The 18,539-nt window shown below is 73.5% G+C and carries 15 protein-coding genes; 7 read left to right on the top strand and 8 right to left on the bottom strand.

What is annotated here, in order from left to right:
- Window positions 1-43: 43 nt before the first annotated feature.
- Window positions 44-379 (top strand): hypothetical protein, encoded by a 336-nt coding sequence (locus tag ACIBQ8_RS18360; RefSeq protein WP_397179446.1) that lies wholly within the window; start codon window positions 44-46, stop codon window positions 377-379.
- A 231-nt stretch (window positions 380-610) separates the two neighbouring features.
- Here ACIBQ8_RS18360 and ACIBQ8_RS18355 read toward each other — a convergent pair whose 3' ends face one another.
- The 3 genes from ACIBQ8_RS18355 to ACIBQ8_RS18345 form a co-directional block, all read right to left on the bottom strand.
- The gene (locus ACIBQ8_RS18355; protein WP_397179447.1) at window positions 611-2,263 is read right to left on the bottom strand and encodes a DNA repair helicase XPB; all 1,653 of its coding nucleotides are present in this window, start codon (window positions 2,261-2,263) and stop codon (window positions 611-613) included.
- Window positions 2,264-2,330: 67 nt separating this feature from the next.
- Window positions 2,331-2,684 carry a hypothetical protein gene (locus tag ACIBQ8_RS18350; protein ID WP_397179448.1) on the bottom strand — a complete coding sequence of 118 codons (354 nt, stop codon included), beginning with the start codon at window positions 2,682-2,684 and terminating at the stop codon, window positions 2,331-2,333.
- Window positions 2,685-2,752: 68 nt separating this feature from the next.
- Window positions 2,753-4,228 (bottom strand): AMP-binding protein, encoded by a 1,476-nt coding sequence (locus tag ACIBQ8_RS18345; protein ID WP_397179449.1) that lies wholly within the window; start codon window positions 4,226-4,228, stop codon window positions 2,753-2,755.
- A gap of 422 nt (window positions 4,229-4,650) precedes the next feature.
- Here ACIBQ8_RS18345 and ACIBQ8_RS18340 point away from each other — a divergent pair, with 422 nt between their 5' ends.
- Window positions 4,651-6,003 (top strand): hypothetical protein, encoded by a 1,353-nt coding sequence (locus ACIBQ8_RS18340; RefSeq protein ID WP_397179450.1) that lies wholly within the window; start codon window positions 4,651-4,653, stop codon window positions 6,001-6,003.
- A 17-nt stretch (window positions 6,004-6,020) separates the two neighbouring features.
- Here the strand turns inward: ACIBQ8_RS18340 and ACIBQ8_RS18335 are convergent, their stop codons facing one another.
- Window positions 6,021-8,351, bottom strand: coding sequence for a helicase-associated domain-containing protein (locus ACIBQ8_RS18335; protein ID WP_397179451.1), 2,331 nt, complete (start codon window positions 8,349-8,351; stop codon window positions 6,021-6,023).
- A gap of 66 nt (window positions 8,352-8,417) precedes the next feature.
- Here ACIBQ8_RS18335 and ACIBQ8_RS18330 point away from each other — a divergent pair, with 66 nt between their 5' ends.
- Complete coding sequence (locus ACIBQ8_RS18330; RefSeq protein WP_397192501.1) at window positions 8,418-9,149, top strand: hypothetical protein; 732 nt, start codon at window positions 8,418-8,420, stop codon at window positions 9,147-9,149.
- Here ACIBQ8_RS18330 and ACIBQ8_RS18325 read toward each other — a convergent pair.
- Together ACIBQ8_RS18325 and ACIBQ8_RS18320 are read right to left on the bottom strand one after the other, a co-directional pair.
- A complete protein-coding gene (locus tag ACIBQ8_RS18325; RefSeq protein WP_397179453.1) occupies window positions 9,142-9,759 on the bottom strand; it encodes a TetR/AcrR family transcriptional regulator in 618 nt (205 codons plus the stop codon). The genes ACIBQ8_RS18330 and ACIBQ8_RS18325 overlap by 8 nt on opposite strands.
- Window positions 9,760-9,793: 34 nt before the next feature.
- Window positions 9,794-10,186, bottom strand: coding sequence for a hypothetical protein (locus ACIBQ8_RS18320; RefSeq protein ID WP_397179454.1), 393 nt, complete (start codon window positions 10,184-10,186; stop codon window positions 9,794-9,796).
- 112 nt (window positions 10,187-10,298) lie between these two features.
- Here ACIBQ8_RS18320 and ACIBQ8_RS18315 point away from each other — a divergent pair, with 112 nt between their 5' ends.
- Window positions 10,299-10,907: an HAD family hydrolase gene (locus tag ACIBQ8_RS18315; protein ID WP_397161672.1), complete on the top strand. Its 609-nt coding sequence runs from the start codon at window positions 10,299-10,301 to the stop codon at window positions 10,905-10,907.
- A 90-nt stretch (window positions 10,908-10,997) separates the two neighbouring features.
- Entirely contained in the window at window positions 10,998-11,393 is a 396-nt protein-coding gene (locus ACIBQ8_RS18310) for a cold-shock protein (protein WP_352320910.1), read from the top strand.
- On the opposite strand, the gene ACIBQ8_RS18305 is transcribed toward ACIBQ8_RS18310, so the two are convergent.
- Window positions 11,390-12,901, bottom strand: a complete 1,512-nt coding sequence (locus tag ACIBQ8_RS18305) for an MFS transporter (protein WP_397179455.1) — start codon at window positions 12,899-12,901, stop codon at window positions 11,390-11,392. The two genes, ACIBQ8_RS18310 and ACIBQ8_RS18305, sit on opposite strands and share 4 nt — an antisense overlap.
- Window positions 12,902-13,026: 125 nt before the next feature.
- On the opposite strand from ACIBQ8_RS18305, the gene ACIBQ8_RS18300 reads away from it, so the two are divergent.
- Together ACIBQ8_RS18300 and ACIBQ8_RS18295 are read left to right on the top strand one after the other, a co-directional pair.
- Entirely contained in the window at window positions 13,027-13,827 is an 801-nt protein-coding gene (locus tag ACIBQ8_RS18300) for a DUF3027 domain-containing protein (protein ID WP_397179456.1), read from the top strand.
- A gap of 114 nt (window positions 13,828-13,941) precedes the next feature.
- Window positions 13,942-16,974, top strand: a complete 3,033-nt coding sequence (locus ACIBQ8_RS18295) for a sacsin N-terminal ATP-binding-like domain-containing protein (RefSeq protein WP_397179457.1) — start codon at window positions 13,942-13,944, stop codon at window positions 16,972-16,974.
- 85 nt (window positions 16,975-17,059) lie between these two features.
- Here ACIBQ8_RS18295 and ACIBQ8_RS18290 read toward each other — a convergent pair whose 3' ends face one another.
- Window positions 17,060-18,520 (bottom strand): alpha/beta hydrolase, encoded by a 1,461-nt coding sequence (locus ACIBQ8_RS18290; RefSeq protein ID WP_397192500.1) that lies wholly within the window; start codon window positions 18,518-18,520, stop codon window positions 17,060-17,062.
- Window positions 18,521-18,539: the final 19 nt, after the last annotated feature.

Below are 18,539 nucleotides of genomic sequence, written 5' to 3'. Positions count from 1 at the left end.
CCTCCAAGGCATTTACCGGCGCGCGGCGGGGTAAGGAGGGAAGGTGGCGCGGCTTCGCCTGGTCCTCTCGCCGATGATCCCCACGGTCGCGAGCTTCCTGCTGGCGGCGCTCTGGGGGATGTCGGTCTTCGCCGGGTGGGGGCTGGAGGCGTTCTGCGCGGGCGGCGAGTCCGCGGCGGCGTGCTCCCGGCGTCTCGGCGCGGTCTCCACGGCGTCGGGGCTGTTCGCCGCGCTGGCCGCCTGCGCCACGCTGGCCGCGTGGCTGGTCCCGGCGTCCCGGCAGGACCCGCGCACGTTCGGCCGCTTCATGGGGACGGGGGTCGCCGCATGGCTCGTCGCCGGCGCGGTGCTGTTCCTCGGCGGCCTGCTGGCCAGGTAGCGAACCCCTGAACGAACCCGGCAAAGACCGTATCTCTGAGTGAACGTGGGAATACCGAAAAAGTCGGGCATTTCAGGTGCGTTTGTCGGATCATGGGGGTATGTCGCAGGCGGCGTGATAGTACGCAGGTGAGGGGGGTGGTTCGATGTCGACGACCCGTGGAGTCTCGTGGACGTGACGTAAACGCCGTGCCTGGCCGCTCAGGCAACGAGCGGCCGGGCATTCAACCGGTCACACCTCGCCGTGCACGTCGTCGGCGTCGATGATCTGGTAGGCGTATCCCTGCTCGGCCAGGAAGCGCTGCCGGTGGGCGGCGAACTCCTGGTCGACGGTGTCCCTGCTGACCACCGTGTAGAACCGGGCGCCACCGCCGTCGGCCTTGGGCCGCAGCACCCGTCCGAGCCGCTGGGCCTCCTCCTGCCGCGACCCGAACGTGCCCGACACCTGGATCGCGATGGCCGCCTCGGGCAGGTCGATGGAGAAGTTCGCCACCTTCGACACCACCAGGACCTGGATCTCCTTGTCGCGGAACGCCTGGTAGAGCCGCTCGCGCTCCTTGACCCTGGTCTCGCCCTTGATGACCGGGGCGTTGAGGTGCTCGCCGAGCTCGTCGAGCTGGTCGATGTACTGGCCGATGACCAGCACCTGCTCGCCCAGATGCCGCCGGACCAGCGCCTCGGTCACGTACGTCTTGGACGGCGTGGTGGCGCAGAACCGGTAACGCTCCTCGGCCTCGGCCATCGCGTACGCCAGCCGCTCCTCGTCGGTCAGCGTGACCCGCACCTCGACGCAGTCGGCCGGCGCGATCCAGCCCTGGTTCTCCATCTCCTTCCACGGCGCGTCGTAGCGCTTGGGGCCGATGAGGGAGAACACGTCGCCCTCGCGGCCGTCCTCGCGCACGAGCGTCGCGGTCAGGCCCACCCGCCGGCGGGCCTGGAGGTCGGCGGTCATCCGGAAGATGGGCGCGGGCAGCAGGTGGACCTCGTCGTAGACGATCAGGCCCCAGTCGCGCGCGTCGAACAGCTCCAGGTGGCTGTAGACGCCCTTCCGCCGGGTCGTCATCACCTGGTACGTGGCGATGGTGACCGGGCGGATCTCCTTCTTGTTGCCGGAGTACTCGCCGATCTCGTCCTCGGTCAGCGAGGTGCGCTTGAGCAGCTCGGTCTTCCACTGGTGGGCGCTGACCGTGTTGGTCACCATGATCAGCGTGGTGGCCTGGGCGTGGGCCATGGCCGCCGCGCCCACGATGGTCTTGCCCGCGCCGCAGGGCAGCACGACCACGCCGGAGCCGCCGTGCCAGAAGGCGTCGGCCGCCTCGCGCTGGTAGTTGCGCAGCTCCCAGCCGTCCTGGAGCAGCTTGATGGGGTGGTGCTCGCCGTCGACGTAGCCGGCCAGGTCTTCGGCGGGCCAGCCCAGCTTGAGCAGCGCCTGCTTGACGTTGCCGCGGTCGCTCGGGTGCACGATGACCGAGTCGGCGCCGAGGCGCTCGCCCAGCATCGGCTGGATCTTCTTCGAGCGCAGCACCTCTTCGAGCACCGCGCGGTCGGTCGAGGTCAGGACCAGGCCGTTGACCGGGTCCTTCTCCAGGCGCAGGCGGCCGTAGCGGGCCATGGTCTCGGCGATGTCGACGAGCAGCGCGTGCGGCACCGGGTAGCGGCTGAAGCCGATCAGCGCGTCGACGACCTGCTCGGCGTCGTGGCCGGCGGCACGCGCGTTCCACAGGGCGAGCGGCGTGACGCGGTAGGTGTGGACGTGTTCAGGCGCTCGTTCGAGCTCGGCGAACGGCGCGATCGCCTTGCGGCACGCGTCGGCCTTCTCGTGGTCGACCTCGAGCAGCAGCGTTTTGTCCGACTGGACGATGAGCGGGCCGTCGTTCACGGACATCCCTTCCTACGGTTGACCCTTATCCAACACGCGCGACGGCAGGAACAGTCCCGGAACGGGTAATCGATCAGTCGTCCAGGCGGCCGGTGAGGCCCAGGAAGAGGAACAGCCCGATGTTCAGCACCAAACCGGCGCCGAACAGCACCCAGCTCCAGACCAGCAGCGAACGGGCGCTTCCCGGCTGCTCGCGGGCCCGCGTCAGCGCCACGGCGGCCAGGATGCCGCCGGGCAGCCCGAGCACGTTGAGGCAGGAGGCGAGGGACAGGAAGTTGAGCACGACGGCGACGATCGCGGCGGCCTGCGGGCCCTCGTCGCGCCGCGGCGGCACGCCGTAGCCGTAGCCGTACTGCGGAGGCGGCTGCTCGCCGTAGGGCGCCCCGTAGGGCAGGTGCGGGTAGCCGGACGGGTCTTCTTGACTCACGTTCACCTCCAGACAGGTCAACGTTTATCACGGAATACCGACGCGCCCGACCCGGTGCGCGCGGACGGTCACAACCGGCCGCGCAGGGCCTTCCTGTCCAGCTTGAGCACGCTGGTGACCGGGATCGACTCGACGAAGCGCACCTCGCGCGGGTACTTCACCCGTCCGACCCGGTCGCGCGCCCAGTCGATCAGCTCCTCGGCGCTCTCCTCGGCCCCCGGCCTGAGCTGCACGAACGCCACGACCTCCTCGCCCAGCCGCGGGTCGGGACGGCCGACGACGCCCGACATGACCACGTCGGGGTGCTGGTTGAGCGCGTCCTCGACGTCGCGCGGGAAGACGTTGAAGCCGCCGCGGATGATCAGGTCCTTCTTGCGGTCGACGATGTAGAGGTAGCCGTCGTCGTCCACGCAGCCGACGTCGCCGGTGCGCAGCTCGCCGCCGACCAGCGCGGTGCCCTCGGGGTCGGGTTCGTGCTCGCCCCAGTAGCCGAGCATCAGCGAGTCGCCGCTGACGCAGATCTCGCCGACGTCGCCGCACTCCACCGCCTCGCCCGCGGAGTCGCGGATGGTGATCGTGTAGCCGGCCAGCGGCAGGCCGACGCTGCCGGGGCGGCGCCTGCCCGGCGGGTTGAAGGTGGTGACGGCGCTGGTCTCGGTCAGGCCGTAGCCCTCCAGGATCTGCGTGCCCGGCATCCGGCGTTCGAACTCCTGGAGCGCAGCCCGGCCCAGCGGCGCCGCCCCGCAGGTGAGGTAGGCCAGGTCGGGGAGCGGGTGCGACTCCAGCGGCTGGGCCAGGAGCATGTGGATCATGGCGGGCACCACGGTGCCGTACTGGACGTGCTGCTCGGCGGCCAGCCGCAGGAACGCCTCCGGCTCGAACCAGCGCATGAGCACGGCCTGCTGCGGCTCGGTCGCGTGCAGGCCGGCCACGGTGATGATCAACCCGTACGCGTGCGAGAGCGGCACCGGCACGATCGCACGATTTTTCCCCTCTTGGTGGGATATTTCGTACGCGTCCTTGGCCACCTGCCAGAGCCCGCGATGGCTCAGCATGACCCCCTTGGCGACGCCCGTGGTGCCGCCGGTGTACATGAGCGCGGCCAGGTCGCCGGGGTCCCGGCGCACCCGTCCGTGCTCGGTGGCGCTCTCCAGCTCGGCCGTGTCCACATGGATCGGGACGTCCACCGCGGCGGCCCGCACGGTCTCCACGAGCTCGGGCGAGGTGACGACGGCCGACGCGCCGCTGTCGAGCAGGATGTGCCGCAGCTCCTCGGCCCCCACCAGGAAGACCACGGGCGTGACCACCGCGCCCGCCGCCCACAATGCCTGGTAGACGATCGGGACCTCGGGGGAGGTCGCCATCATCACGACCACCCGGTCGCCCGGCCGGATCCCGGCCTCGACGAACCCGCCGCACATCCGGCGGGCGCGTCCGGCCAGCTCGTGGCTGCGGTGCCAGACCCCTTCGTAGAACACCGAGTCGTGGTCGTCGAAGCGGTTCCATGACTCCTCGGCCAGCTGGCCCAGCGTTTGCTCGGTCACATGCACAACCTGATCGGAGGCGCCGCGCGCAGTCAACCCTGAACGTTCTCACGTCCGCCCTTGACTGACGATTGTGGACGATGCTCTCATGCCCTGTAAATGTCCAATATCGGCCTAGAAGGTCATTCGAGTTTTCGGGTGGCGCTAGATCGTGTATTGGTGGGATAACTAGGGTTCCGTGCTACCAGATGGCCAGTCGCGGTTCTTGTCACCGGCCCGTCGCCCAGAGCAATGGAGGACATGATCGACATGCGCGCGCCGGCGGCCGTGGCCGCGAGCTTCGCGAGAAACGCCTGGTCGGAACGGTGGTCGCCGGGCGGCGCACGGTCAATCCATAAGCCGGGGAAACAAGTCGCCGGACAAAAGCGTTCGCGAAAGACATTTTCCATTGACAGCGTTCCCCTCAGGCCCGAGGTGACTTCGTGATCGACACGCCTGAAGCAGGCGAGAGCGACCTCGACGACAAAACGCTCACCGAGCGCGTCATCGCCATCAACGAGCAGCTCCGGCCTCTGGTCGTCCCGGTGGCCCGCGACCTCGACCGGCGCGCGGCCGACACCCTGCTGCGCTCGTACCTGGAGCCCGCCGGCTTCGCCGACGCGGTTCGCCGGCTGTCCATGCGGCATCTGCTCGTGCTGGTGGGGGAGGCGGACATGGGCAAGCGGCTCGGCGCCATCGCCCTGCTGTCGCGCATGTCGCTGGCCGAGAGCAGGATCACCGTGCTGTCTCCGGCCGGCAGCGCCGCCGACCTGCTCGCCGGGACCGAGTACGGGCCGGGGCGGGCGTACCTGCTGCACGACTGGATCGCCGGGAGCGCCGACCGCGGCGAGCTGCTCGACCTGGCCCGCAAGCTCGCCGAGCTGGGGTCGTACCTGGTGATCACCCGGAACGGCGTCCCGTCGCAGGCGGTCGAGGTGGAGCAGCCGTGGGGCGCGCCCGATCCGGGCGAGCTGTTCGACCTGTACCTGAGCGCGTTCGGCGGCCGGAGCGCCCCGGAGGGGGCGGCCACCGCACGGGTCCGCGCGCTGGCGCTGCGCACGCCGGCCGAGGTCGTCCGCCTGGCCACCCGCCTGGTGCGGGACGACGAGCCCGCGGGCGAGGAGGTGGCCGCCTGGTTCGACACCAAGCCGCCGATGCACGAGGTGCGGGCGGTGGCGGCGCTCGCGTTCGCGCACGGGCTGCCCGAGCCGGAGTTCGCCCGCCGGCTGGCCGCGTTCGAGCGGAGCCGGGAGGCCCACGAGGCGGGGCCGGGGCCGGCCGGCGCGCCGCACCCGCTGATCGCCGTGCGCGACGGTCTCGTCGTCTTCCGCGTCCCGCACCACCGCGCCCAGGTGCTCGGCGAGCTGGCCGCCCGGTACGGCTACTGGCTGTGGCAGCCGCTGCGCGAGTGGGCGCGCTCGCTGGCCCTCCAGGGGGACGACGTGCGCGCGCGGGCGGCCGAGGGCGTGGCGTTGCTGGCCTCCTGGTCGTTCAGGGAGGCGCGGCAGGAGTTCCTGGAGGTGTGGGCGCGGGGACGGGCGGGCGAACGGCTGGCGGCGGGCGGTGCGCTGTCGTACATGTGCGCCGACGACGCCCTCGCCCCCGAGGCCCTGCGCCTGGCGCTCGCCTGGGCCCGCGACCCGGCCGACCCGCGGGCGGTCGCGGCGGTCGCCGGGCTGTGCGGCGGTCTGTCCCTGCGCTACCCGGCCGACGCGGCGGCCCACCTGCGCCGCCTGGCCGCCGGGGACGGCCCCGCGGCCCGGCTCGCGGCCCACGCGCTCACCCACCACCCCTGAGACGGGGGGAAGGCGGGTCAGAGACCGGCGACGCCGGTGATGCGGTGGAGGGCGAAGCGGTGGACGGCGGCCCTGGTCTCGTCGTACGCCGTCAGGTAGCCGCCCTCCATCCGGGCCGGCTCCAGGATGCGCGAGGTGGCGTTGCCCTGCGAGTCGAGGTAACCGATCCACACCCGTACGCCCTGCTTGATGGCGTCCTGGAGGGCCGAGATCGTGGCGGTGGCGGGCCCCCGGGGCACGGCGCCGCCCGGGGCGTCGACCGGCTCGCGCCGCGCCAGGTGAGCCGCGTCGCCCGCGCGCAGCGCGCGTACGGCCGCCGAGGCCACCTCGGGGTCGAGCCCGCTGACCGAGGCCACGGCGCGGACGGGCGCCACCCCCTCGGTACGCCTGCTGTCGAGCTGCGAGATGATCACGTCGCCGTCGAGCGACTCGGCGACCGGCGCGTACCCCATGGCCCGCAGCGAGTCCACCAGCGCCGCCCTGGACGAGCGCGAGGCGATCACCGTGGGGGCCAGCCGGCGCAGGCGCAGCGCGGCGGCGCGGCGGTCGGCGGTGATCTGGTCGAGCAGCGCCGGATCGTCGCACCGGACGTAGGCGCTCGCCGTGCCCACCCGGATCCGCCCGTGCCGCCGGGCCACGTCCGTCACCAGGTACGACAGGGCCTGCGGCACCGGCGTGGCCGAATGGCGGGCCAGCATCGCCAGCAGCTCCTCGCCGCCGTGCCCGGCGTCGAGCGCCCGCCGGATCGAGCCCTCGCCGAACCGGTAGACGGTCGCCCCGCCCTTGGACTCGACGTCGGCGGTGAGCGTCATCCAGCGGTTGAGCTCGCTGGTCAGCGGCCCGGGGGCGACGGCGGTGAGGTCGGCCTGCAACAGCACGTGGTCGACCGGCTCGGGCAGCAGCGGCGCGAGCAGGCCGGCCGCGTCGCCGCCGTCGAGCAGCGCCCGCCCGTGGCCGGACAGCGCGCCGAGCCCGGTCACGCCGATCTGCTCGGCCTCGCGCAGCGCGAACTCGGTGAGCTGCTCGCGCAGCGGCCCGCGCCGGCGCGGCTGCTCCCAGGCCAGGCGTTCGAGCACCGAGTCGCGGTCGGGCGCCAGGCCCGGCGCGGCGGCCAGCACGCCGAGGGTCGCCGTGCGCACCCCCGGCGCGGAGGCCCGGCGCAGGTCGGTGTGCAGGGCGTTGAGCGGCCGGTCGCGGTCGTCGCGCTCGCCGACCAGGCCGGGCACGCGGTCCATGTGCAGCCAGGTCGCGGCGAGCGTCACCCAGCGGTCGGCGGTGGCCCTGACCCGCCACAGGTCGTAGCCGGAGGTCGGCAGCCACTCGCCGTCGACGCCGCCGCCCGCGGCGACCAGCCCCGCCGCGTGCGCCACCTCGACGACCAGCGCCGCCGCCCATTCGGGCAGGTCGAGGTCGGTCGCGGTGCGCTTCATGTCGCGTACGCCGAGCCCGCCGGTGCGCAGCACCCCCGGCGGATCGATGCTCCACCGCTCGCACAGCTCCTCCACGGACCTGACGAACGAGAACGCCTGGCCCGCCGCCGTACGGTCGGCCAGCTCGCGGTCGCGCGCGGCCCCGCCGAGCGCGGGCGGCACGGCGAGCAGGTCGCGGTGGACGCGCCCGCCGCGCAGGTGCAGGCCCACCTCGCGAGGCAGCGTCACGCTCTCCTCGCCGGTGGCCGCGAGCAGCCCGCGGGCCAGCAGCTCCTCGATGGGCGAACGGGCCGAGGCCACGCGCACCTCGCGCCTGGCGTTGGGCACCCGCCCGGTCGGCGGCCCCCACACGAGCTGGTCGAGCGCGCCCCTGGCCTCGGGCGAGACGGCCGCCACCAGGGCCTCGGGGGCGGACAGCGCGGCGGCCAGCCGCTCCTTGCCGGGCCCGTCGGTGCCGGGGGCGACGTCGTCGGCCATCTCGTCGAGCTGCTCGGGCGGGTGGTGCCGGAACACGTCGACGACCTTGGGGCCGAGCCCGGCGGGCTCCTCCAGGACCTTGCGCACGCCCGGCCCGAGGTCGAGCGCGTTGTCGGGGCCGAAGACCAGCGCGAGGTCACGCAGCCGGTCGAGGGCCGCGGTCAGCGCGGGCTCGGGCCTGCCCGCCGCCAGCGCCCGTCCGACCAGGCCGCGCAGCGCCGCCTTCGTCACCGGCCCGTCCTGTACGGCCAGCGTCTCGACGACGGCCAGCGTGAACCGGTCGAGCCGGTCGAGCACCCTGCCGATCGCCGAAGGGCTGGCGGCGCGCGCGGCCAGCCCTTCCAGATGCGCGGGCACCGGAGTGATCAACTCAGGCCGCGCGGAGACGAGCGCCCGAAGCTGTTCGTCGGTGCGCCCCCTGATCCACTCCGTGAACTCCATCGTTGCCATGGTATGTCCCCCCTGATCGGGGCAGCATTGCCAGACGTGATAGAGCGCGCGGACCAAATGGTCCTGAACTACGTCAGCAGGGCGGCCGACGCGGCGCACGGCGTGCTCAGGCCCGACCAGCGGCTCGACTTCGCGCGGCGGCTGCGGGCCAGGATCGAGGCGGAGCGGCGGGGCAGCCAGGACGCCCGGGACGTCGCGAAGGTGCTGACGCGCTTCGGCGACCCGGTGGCCCTGGTCCAACGCGAGGCCCGCCGCCTGGCCACCCCACCCGCGCCCCCCACCGCCGCCCTGCCCGCCACCCTGCCCGCCGCCCCGCCCGCAGCTCCACCCGCGCCCCGCACCGCCGACCTGCCCGTCACCTCACCCGCGCCCCCCACCGCCGACCTGTCCGCCACCCCACCCGCGGCCGGTCGCAGGAGGGCCGGGAGCGTGGTCAGGGGGCAGCCGCGCGACATCGCCGCCCTCGTGGTGCTGGCGCTGGCGGCGCTGCTGGTGCCGGTGGGGCTGCCGGCCGTGGCGATCTTCCAGGTGCCGGTGCTGGTGTGGGCGGCCGGGGCGGCGGTCGTGCTGTTCAGCGACACGTGGACGGCGGGCGACAAGCTGGCCGGGGCCGGGGCGCCGCTGTTCGGCTACACGGTCGGGGGCGTGCTCGTCGGGGGGCTCCAGGCGGCCGGGCCGGGGCTCGCGGCGTTCGTCGCCCGGTTCTTCGAGGTCAGCGGGGTCATGTTCATGATCGGTACGGCCCTTGGCGTCGCCTGGCTGGCCTACCGGCTGCTCGACCTCAGCTGACCGGCGCCGGGCTGGGAAGCAGGCCGACGGCCAGACGTACCCAGGCGGCGACGAACTGGTCCTTCTCCGCGTGGCCCGGCATCTCGCCCACGGTCTCCTGGAACAGCCGGTAGTGGACCACCGAGCCGCCGAGCACCGCGGCGATGCCCGCCCAGTCGACCTTGGCGGCGGCGTACTCGGGCTGGGCGCGGAACCAGGTGGTGATCGCGTCGAACATGGGCTGGAGCAGGCCCTCGCGGACCACCGCGACCAGCTCGGGGAACTGGCTCAGGTCCCGGAAGAACACCCGGGTGAGCTCCGACTCCTCCCGCACCTTGGCCAGGCCCGCCCGGCACAGCAGCGACAGGCGGTCCTCCAGGCCGGCGGCGGCCTCCATGGTGCTCAGCTCGGCCAGGCTCTCGGCGACCTGGCTCCTGGTGCGGGCGGCATGCTCGTTGATCGCGGCCGCGAGCACCTCGTACTTGGACTTGAAGTGCCTGTAGAGCCCGCCCGCGCCGGGGGAGAGCCCTGAGGCGGCCTCGATCTCGGCCACGGAGGTGGCGGCGTAGCCACGCTCGGCGAACAGCCGCAGGGCCTCGTCGATGATCCGCTCACGGGTCGATCTGGTCATGTCTGTGCAGATACCTCCGCAACGAGAGTAGTCGTTAGGCCGCAGCGCGCCTGACCAGGCCCGCCAGTGCCGAACCGGCGACGAGCCATGCCAGCGCGGCCAGCCCGTCGTTGACGAGCGTGGTCCAGCGCGGGTCGGCGAGCTGGAAGAGGTCCGCCAGGCCGAGCGAGAGCCCCGAGGCCAGCGACTCGACGAGCTGGTACCAGCCGTTGGCCGGGTTGGCCCGGAACACCGTGAAGACGGCGTGCAGCGCCAACGAGAGCGCCGCCAGCCTGGACGCCAGCCGCACCGCGTACGCCGCGAACGCCGCGACCCGCCGCCAGGCCGTCACCGGCGTGCCGCGCGGCCGGGCGGGCCGATGGGGACGGGGAGCGGCGGCGGCGGCGAGCCGGTCTCCCGTGCCGGGCGTGCGGGGGGTCTCTGACACGGTCACTCCTCTCCGATAAGTAATTCCTTTCTGCCCATTCCCAGAGTCCCACAACAAGGGTCGTTACCGACGTGGATGCGGCGTTTGGCATCCTGCACGGGTGACTACCTCAGTGGGTTTCGACCTGGACATGACATTGGCCGACACGCGATCAGGCATCGCGGCCGTTTACGACGAGCTGTCAAGCCGTTTGGGCGTGCACATCGACAGCGGTGAGATCGTCACCCGGCTGGGGCCGCCGCTGGAGTACGAGCTGGCCAACTGGATGCCGGCGGAGGCCATTCCCGCGGCCGCCGAGCTGTTCCGGGAGATCTATCCCGCGGTGGGCGTTCCGGTGCACACCGCGATGGCGGGCGCGTACGAGGCCATCGCCGCCGTACGGGCCCGCGGCGGCCGGGTGATCGTGGTGACGGGCAAGAACCCGCGCGACGCGGCCGGCACCGTCGAACTGCTCGGGCTGGCCGTGGACGAAGTGGTCGGATCGGTGTTCGGAGCCGCAAAGGGAACGGCACTCGCGCGCTTCGGCGCGGCGGCTTATGTTGGTGACCATGTCGCCGACATCGAGGCGGCGCGCGCGGGCGGCGCCATGAGCGTGACCGTCGCGACGGGCCCTTACACGGTGGGAGAGCTGCGTGAGCACGGAGCCGACGTGGCCCTCGCCGACCTGACCGAATTCGCCGACTGGTTCGCCGGATGGCGTGCGCGCGACGAACTACGGTAATTGCCCGGCATTTTCCCGGTCGCCTCCGCGCGCTTCGGGGCATAACCTACATCCATTCATCCTTTTCGACTGTTTGAACGAGGTCCTCCTGTGCCGAGTGGCAAGGTCAAGTGGTACGACGCCGACAAGGGTTTCGGCTTCCTCACCCGTGACGACGGCGGTGAGGTCTTCGTGCATTCCTCCGCGCTTCCCACAAACGCCGGCCCGCTCAAGCCAGGCCAGAAGGTGGAGTTCGGCGTGGCCGAGGGACGCCGGGGCCAGCAGGCGCTGTCGGTCCGGATCCTGGACCAGCCGCCGACCCTGGCCAAGACGAAGCCCAAGGGCAAGCGGAAGACGCCCGACGAGATGGTCGTCATCGTCGAAGACCTGATCAAGCTGCTCGACGGCGTCTCCACCTCCTACCAGCGGGGCAAGCACCCCGAGGCGGCGCACGCCAAGAAGATCGCCCAGGTGCTCAGGGCCGTCGCGGACGACCTCGACGCCTAACCGCCGCCCGGGTTCGTCAGGGGTTTGGTGCGGTCGAGGGTCTCGGTCCGTTGCGGATCGGGGCCCTCGGCCCGCTGCCCGGCCAGCTTGGCCTCGGCCTTTCGCACCCGCCCCCGCCTGGTGACCAGGAGCCAGCCGAGCGCGCCGGTCAGCGCGACCGCCGGCGCGACGAAGCCGGCCACGGAGCTGCGGGTCAGCGACAGCACCAGCCCGAGCAGGCCGCCGAACACCCAGGCGAACTGCAGCACCGCCTCCACCACCCCGAACGTGGACGAGCGCACCTCCTCGCCGATCTCCCGCTGGACGATCGCGTCGAGCGCCAGCTTGCCCAGCTCCTGGGCGAACGCGGTGACCAGCGAGACCGCCAGCGCGGTCCACAGGCCGAACAGGACGGCCGTGACGATCGTGGTCGCGGCCGTCACCGCCAGCGTGACCAGCACGATCACCTGGGGGGCGTGGTTGCGCGTCCAGTTGGCGACCGCGGCCCCGGCCAGGCCGCCCAGCCCGGCGGCCAGGGCGAGCAGCGCGATCGTCCTCGGGACGTCGAAGAACGAGGCGGCCGCCGCCGGCGCGGCCAGCCACGGCACCGCCTTGTCCTGGACCAGGAAGAGCAGGAAGAACACCAGGAAACCGGAGAAGATCCGCAGCGCCACGTTCGCCCAGACCGCCTCGGCCACGGCCGGGCCCACCTTGAGCAGGGTGCGCCAGCGCGGCGCCACGCCCTCCTCCTCCTGGTCGGGCGAGTCGACGTGCCGCGGCAGGCGTACGGCGGCGACGCCGAGCAGCAGGAAGGCCGGCATGGCCACGCGCAGCACCACGGCGCTGCCCAGCCACGCGGTCAGGCCCGCCCCGACCGGCACCGCCACCCCGGCCGCCACCAGCGTGAACAGCGCCACCCGCGCGTTGGCCGAGACCAGGGTGATGTCGGCGGGCAGCACGCTCGGCATGATCGCCGCCCTGGACACGTTGTACGCCTTCGACAACACCAGCACGCCCAGCGCGCCGATGAACAGCGTCGGCAGGTCACCCGCCCCCACGGCGGCGGCCATGGCGAAGCAGAGCAGCCCCCGGCCGAACAGCGTGCCGGCCATCACGTAGCGGCGCCCCGACCTGAACCGGTCGAGGATCGGCCCCACGAACGGCGCGAGCAGCCCGAACGGCAGCATCGTGATGACCAGGTAGAGCGCGACCGACCCGCGCGCCTCGCCGACCGGCACGCCGAAGAACACCGTGCTGGCCAGGGCCACCGTGACCAGCGCGTCGGCGGCGCTGTTGCCGGCCGACAGCTCGATCAGCCGGCCGAGCCCGGTACGGCCCGCGCCGCCCGCGTACGTCAGCTTCCTGGTCGCCCTGCCCGCCCTGCGCGCGCCCCTGGCCGTGGCCCGGCCGGCCCGGACGGTGCCGCTCGCGGTGGCCCGGCCCGCGCGCACGCCGGCGCGTCCCGCGCCGCCGATGGCATGGCCGATCCGCCGCGAGATGTCCCGAGCCTGCTCCCAGCCACCCCCCACGCCTACCAGTCTTACCCGATTCACCCCTGTTCTCAGCTTCGGATCGGCGGTTGTGGGTCTGCCAGGTCCGCCTATGGGTGAGAATGAAGTGTGAGCGAACAGCACCTTCAGGCGGAGGCGGCCCGATGAGCCGCACCCGTGCCCGCGTCCCCGCTCCCGACCAGGCCTGCGTCGCCGCAGTCGATCTGGCGCGCGCCGCGGCGCAGGAGCTGGCGCACCCGGGCGAGCCCGGCGAGCACCTCGGCTTCGAGAGCGAGGGCGACCGGATCGTCACCCACTACTTCGCCTGCCTCGACCGGGCCTATCGCGGCTGGCGGTGGGCCGTCACGGTCACCCGCGCCTCGCGCGCGAAGAAGGTCACGGTCAGCGAGGCCGTGCTGCTGCCCGGCTCCGGGGCGCTGCTCGCCCCCGAGTGGCTGCCGTGGAGCGAGCGGCTGCGGCCGGGCGACCTGGGCGTCGGCGACCTGCTGCCGACCCCCGACGACGACGACAGGCTGGCGCCCGGTTTCACCGAGCTCGACGAAGATGCCGACCGCCAGATGGTTTTCGAGTACGGCCTGGGCCGAGCCCGTGTGCTCTCGGCCATCGGCAGAGACCGGGCTGCCAGACGCTGGCACGCGGGCGAGCACGGGCCGCACACTCCGATCGCACACGCCGCGCCCGCGCAGTGTTCCACCTGCGGGTTCTACTGGCTGCTCTCCGGTGAGCTGCGGCTGTCGTTCGGCGTCTGCGCCAACGAGTACGCCCCCGACGACGGCAAGGTCGTCGCCGCCGACCACGGCTGCGGCGCCCACTCGGAGGCGGCCGTGCTGCCCCCGCCGGTCGAGCAGGCCATCCCGATCCTCGACGACCTGGGTTACGACCTGATCGAGGAGGAAGAGGGCTCGGTGGACGGATCCGCCACCGAGGAGCTCGGCCACTCCTGACCGCGCACGCGCACGGCACGGGCACGGGCATGGCGCGAGCACGGCACGGCGGTTTCGTCGGTCAGGGGGGCTAACCTACCCTGGCCCCTCTTCACTCGACCAGGATCGTGATCGATGACCGACACCTTTGGCACTGACCGGATGCGAGCCGCCGTCCTCTCCGCCTGGACGGCCTCGCCCGCCCGCTTCCGCGAGGACGCCAACGCCGAGGAGGACTTCGCGCTCGGCGGCTACCGCGACCGGCTGATCGTCGAGCTCGCCCAGAACGCCGCCGACGCGGCGCTGCGCGCGGGGGTGCCAGGGGTGTTGCGGCTGACGTTGCGCGGCGACGTGCTGACGGCCGCCAACACCGGCGCCCCGCTCGACGCGACCGGCGTGGAGGGCCTGTCCACGTTGCGCGTGTCGGGCAAGCGCGACGAGATCGGCGCGGCCGGCAGGTTCGGCGTGGGCTTCGCGGCCGTCGTCTCCGTCTGCGACGAGCCGGCCATCGGCTCGCGCGGCGGCGGCTCGGTGCGCTGGTCGCGGGCCGGCACGTCCGAGCTGGTCGCGGGCATCCCCGTGCTGGCGGGCGAGCTGGCCGACCGGGCGGGCCACGTGCCGCTGCTCAGGCTGCCGTTCGACGCGCCGCCGCTGGAGGTGCCCGACGGGTTCGACACGCTCGTCCGGCTGCCGCTGCGCGACGCCGCGGCGGTCGACGCCGTCCGCGTCATGCTGGCCGAGACCAGCCCGGCGCTGCTGCTCGGCCTGCCCGCGCTGGAGGCCATCGAGATCGACCTCGACGGCGCCACCCGCACGGTCGTGGCCGACGGCTGGCACGTCGTGTCGGAGTCCGGCGAGTTCACCCCCGAGGAGGTCGCCAGGCTGTTCGCCGACCGGCCCACCGAGGAGCGGGCGCGGCCCTTCTGGTCGCTGCGCTGGGCGGTGCCCGTCACCGGCACCGGCGAGCCAGGCCCGCTGCCCGCCGCCGTGCCGCCCGTCGTGCACGCCCCGACGCCGAGCGACGAGCCCATCGACCTGCCCGCGCTGCTGATCGCGTCCTTCCCGATGGCCACCGACCGGCGGCACGTCGCCAAGGGGCCGCTCACCGACTTCCTGGTCGAGCGGGTGGCCGACGCCTACGTCCGGCTGCTGGGCGAGCTGCCTCGCACGTCCAGGCTGCTCGACCTGGTGCCGTCCCTCATGGGCAAGGGCGAGCTCGACGCGCGCGTCCGGCGGGCCGTGCTCGAACGCCTGCCGTCCGCGCCGCTGCTGCCCGCGCTGTCGGCGCCCGCGCCGGCGGTCCAGACCCCGTCCTTCGCCGAGGCCGAGGTCTACGAGCCCGACGCCGAGTGGCGGGTCGAGCATCCGGCGCGCGAGCCCGAGGGCGACGGCTGGGTGGTCGCGGGCCGGGAGGCGGCCGTCGTGGCCGGGGCCACCGCCGAGCTGCTCGACACCGTGGCCGACTTCGTGCCGGGGCTGCTGCCCGCCGGCTGGCCGGCCAGGCATCCGGCCATGGTCGCCCTGGGCGTGCGCCGGGTTGAGCTGGCCGACGTGGTCGACCTGCTGTCCGGGGAGGCCGTGGAGGCGCGTGAGCCGTCCTGGTGGCGCTCTCTGTACGCGGTGCTGCCCGCCGACGACCCCGAGTCGCTGGGCGCGCTGCCGGTGCCGCTGACCGACGGCCGGGTGGTGCGCGGCCCGCGCGGCACGCTGATCCTCACCGACGGCGGCGCCGACCTCGACCTCACGCCGCTCGGGCTGCGCATCGTGCATCCGGAGGCGGCCCATCCGGCGCTGCTGCGGCTGGGCGCCGCCGAGGCCACGCCGCGCACGGTGCTCGAAGACCCGCTGACCAAGGCCGCCGTCGCGCAGTCGCTCGACAGCGCCGACCCCGAGCCGGTCGCGCGGGCCGTGCTGTCGCTGGTGGCGGCGTCCGGGCTGGTTCCCGGCGAGGCGCCGTGGCTGGCCGAGCTGGCGCTGCGCGGCGCCGACGGCGAGCTCTACGCGGCCGGTGAGCTGATGCTCGCCGACGGCGCCCTGGCAGGGCTGCTGGCCGCCGACACCCACCTCGGCGTGGCCGCGCCCGAGCTGGAGGAGACCTACGGGGCGCGGGTGCTGGCGGCGGCGGGCGTGCTCGACGGGTTCGCCGTCGCCCACGACTCCGACGTGCTGCTCGACCACGACGACTGCGACCACGACCTCGACGGCGAGGCCGACTGGCTCGACCACGTGCTCGACCTGCTGCCCGACCTCGCGGTGCCGCCGGTGGTGGCCGAGTTCGCGGCGGTGCGCGACCTTGAGCTGGTGGCCGACTGGGAGGCCGCGCTGCCGCTGCTGACCCGGCCGCCGCTGCGGGCCGCGCTGCACCCGCTGCGCGTCGAGGGCGTGGAGGTGCCGTCCTACACCGCGTGGTGGCTGGCCAACCATCCGGTGCTCGGCGGCCGCAAGCCGCTTGAGCTGCGGCTGCCCGGCGCCGACCCGCTCCTGCAGGGCCTCTACGCCGACGCGCCGGCCGGGCTCGACGCGGCGGCGCTGTCGATGCTCGGCGTGCGCACCACGCTCGCCGAGCTGCTGGCCGCCCACGGCGGCCCCGAGGAGCTGCTGGAGCTGATGGCCGACCCGGCGATCGAGGTCGACCGGGCGCAGCTTCGGGCGTTGTGGATCGCGCTGGCCGCCGTCGATCCGGCCCGGGTCGAGCCGCCCGCGCGGGTGCGCGCGGTGCTCGGCGGCGACATCGTGGTGGCCGCCGCCGAGGACGCCGTGGTGGTCGAGGCCCCCGACCTGCTGCAGCTCGTCACCGACCGGCCGCTGGTGCTGGCCTCCTACGACCTGGCCGAGGCGCTGTCGGAGCTGCTCGACCTGCCGCTGGCCGGTGAGCTGGCCAGCGGCGAGGTGACCTCGCAGGGCGAGGTGCGCGCGGTGCCGCCGCAGGTGCGCTCGCTGCTGCCGACGGCGCCCGAGACGTACGTCGAGCACGAGAAGCTGCTGGTCGACGGCGTCGCCTGCACGTGGCGGTTCTTCGAGGGCGCGGTCCACTGCACCGGCGTCGACGGGCTGGCCCGCGGGCTGGCCTGGGCCACGGGCCAGTGGAACGACCGGCTGGCCGTGGCCGCGCTGCTGCGCGACCCGGAGGCGGTGCCGCTGCTGCTGGCCGAGGCCGACCTGTCCTGACACCGGCGGGCCGCCTCCCGTCCGAGGGGGCGGCCCGCCGCGGTCAGGCCGCGCAGGCGGTGCCCGCCATCGGTCCCGTCTCCGGTCAGGCCGCGCAGGTGGTGCCCGCTGCCGGCACCTTTCCGGTCAGCAGGTACGCGTCCACCGTGCGCGTGACGCAACCGGCGCCGCTCAGGTAGGCGCCGTGGCCCTCGCCCTCGTACGTCATGAGCACGCCGGTCTTCAGCTTGGCGTTGAGCGCGGTGGCCCACTCGTACGGCGTGGCCGGGTCGCCCTTGCCGCCGATGACCACGATGGGCGCCGAGCCGGTGGCGTCGATGCGCTTGGCCGCGTCGTCGCCGGGGGTGGGCCAGTGGCCGCAGGCGGTGGCGGTGCCGTCCGCCGACAGGATGGGGAAGATCTTCTTGATCTTGTCGTCCACCCGGGCCATGTCGGCGGCGGTCGGGCGTTCGGTGGTGTCGGCGCAGGTGATGGCCTGGAGGCTGGTCATCATGGTGGAGTAGGTGCCGTCGGGCCGCCGTCCGGTGTAGGCGTCGGCCAGGGCGAGCAGGGTGGCGCCGTCGCCCTTGATCCCGGCCGCGGCGGCCTGCTCCAGCACCGGCCAGGCGGACTTGGCGTACAGCGGGGTGATGACGGCGAGCTGGGCCAGGCCGTAGGTGAGCTGCCGGTCGCCGACCTTGAGCGGCTTGCTCCTGAGCCCGTCGAGCAGCTTCTCGACGGCGCTCTTCACGGCAGCCGGGTCCTGGCCGAGGTCGCAGGTCCGGGCCACGCAGTCTTTCGCGAACGCCTCGAAGGCGTGGGCGAAGCCGGTGGCCTGGGTGACGGCGCGCTGCTCGAAGGTGACCGTGGGGTCGAAGGCGCCGTCGAGGACGAAACGGCCGACGTTCGCGGGGAAGCGGGTGGCGTAGACGGCGCCGAGATGGGTGCCGTAGGAGAAGCCGAAGTAGTTGAGCCGCCGGTCGCCGAGCGCGGCCCTGATGCGGTCGAGGTCCTGGGCGGCGTTCACGGTGCCCACGTGGGGCAGGATCTTGCCCGAGTCCTTCTCGCAGGCGGCGGCGAACTTCTTCGACATGGCCTCGCCGTCGGCCCCCGCGGGCGCGGCGAGGAGGGCGTCGAGCTCGCCGCCGCACCTGACGCCCGCGCTGCGATCGACGCCGCGGGGGTCGAAGCTGACCAGGTCGTAGCGGGTGCCCAGGCTGCCGAACGCCTTCGCGGCCTGGGCCAGCGTGTCGACGCCCGACCCGCCGGGCCCGCCGAAGTTGAAGACCAGCGAGCCGAGCGGGTCGCCGGTGGCCTTGATCCGGATCAGCGCCAGGTCGATCTTCTGGCCGCCGGGGTCGCCGTAGTCGAGCGGCACCTGTACGGACCCGCACTGGACGGCGTCGTCCTTGGGCAGCGGCTTGCCGTCGGGCCCGGTCAGCCCGGTGCACGGGCTCCAGGCGACGGCGCCCTTGCCGGGCCCGGCCTGCTTCGCGGGCTCACCCGTGGTGCCGCAACCGGCGAGGACGGCGGCGCCCAGGAGGATCGTCAACATCGCCTTCTTCATGCTGACCAGCCTGCGGGAA

This window comes from Nonomuraea sp. NPDC049646 (assembly GCF_044465525.1).
Taxonomy (GTDB): Bacteria; Actinomycetota; Actinomycetes; order Streptosporangiales; family Streptosporangiaceae; genus Nonomuraea.
This window is presented reverse-complemented; position numbering and strand designations above follow the sequence as displayed.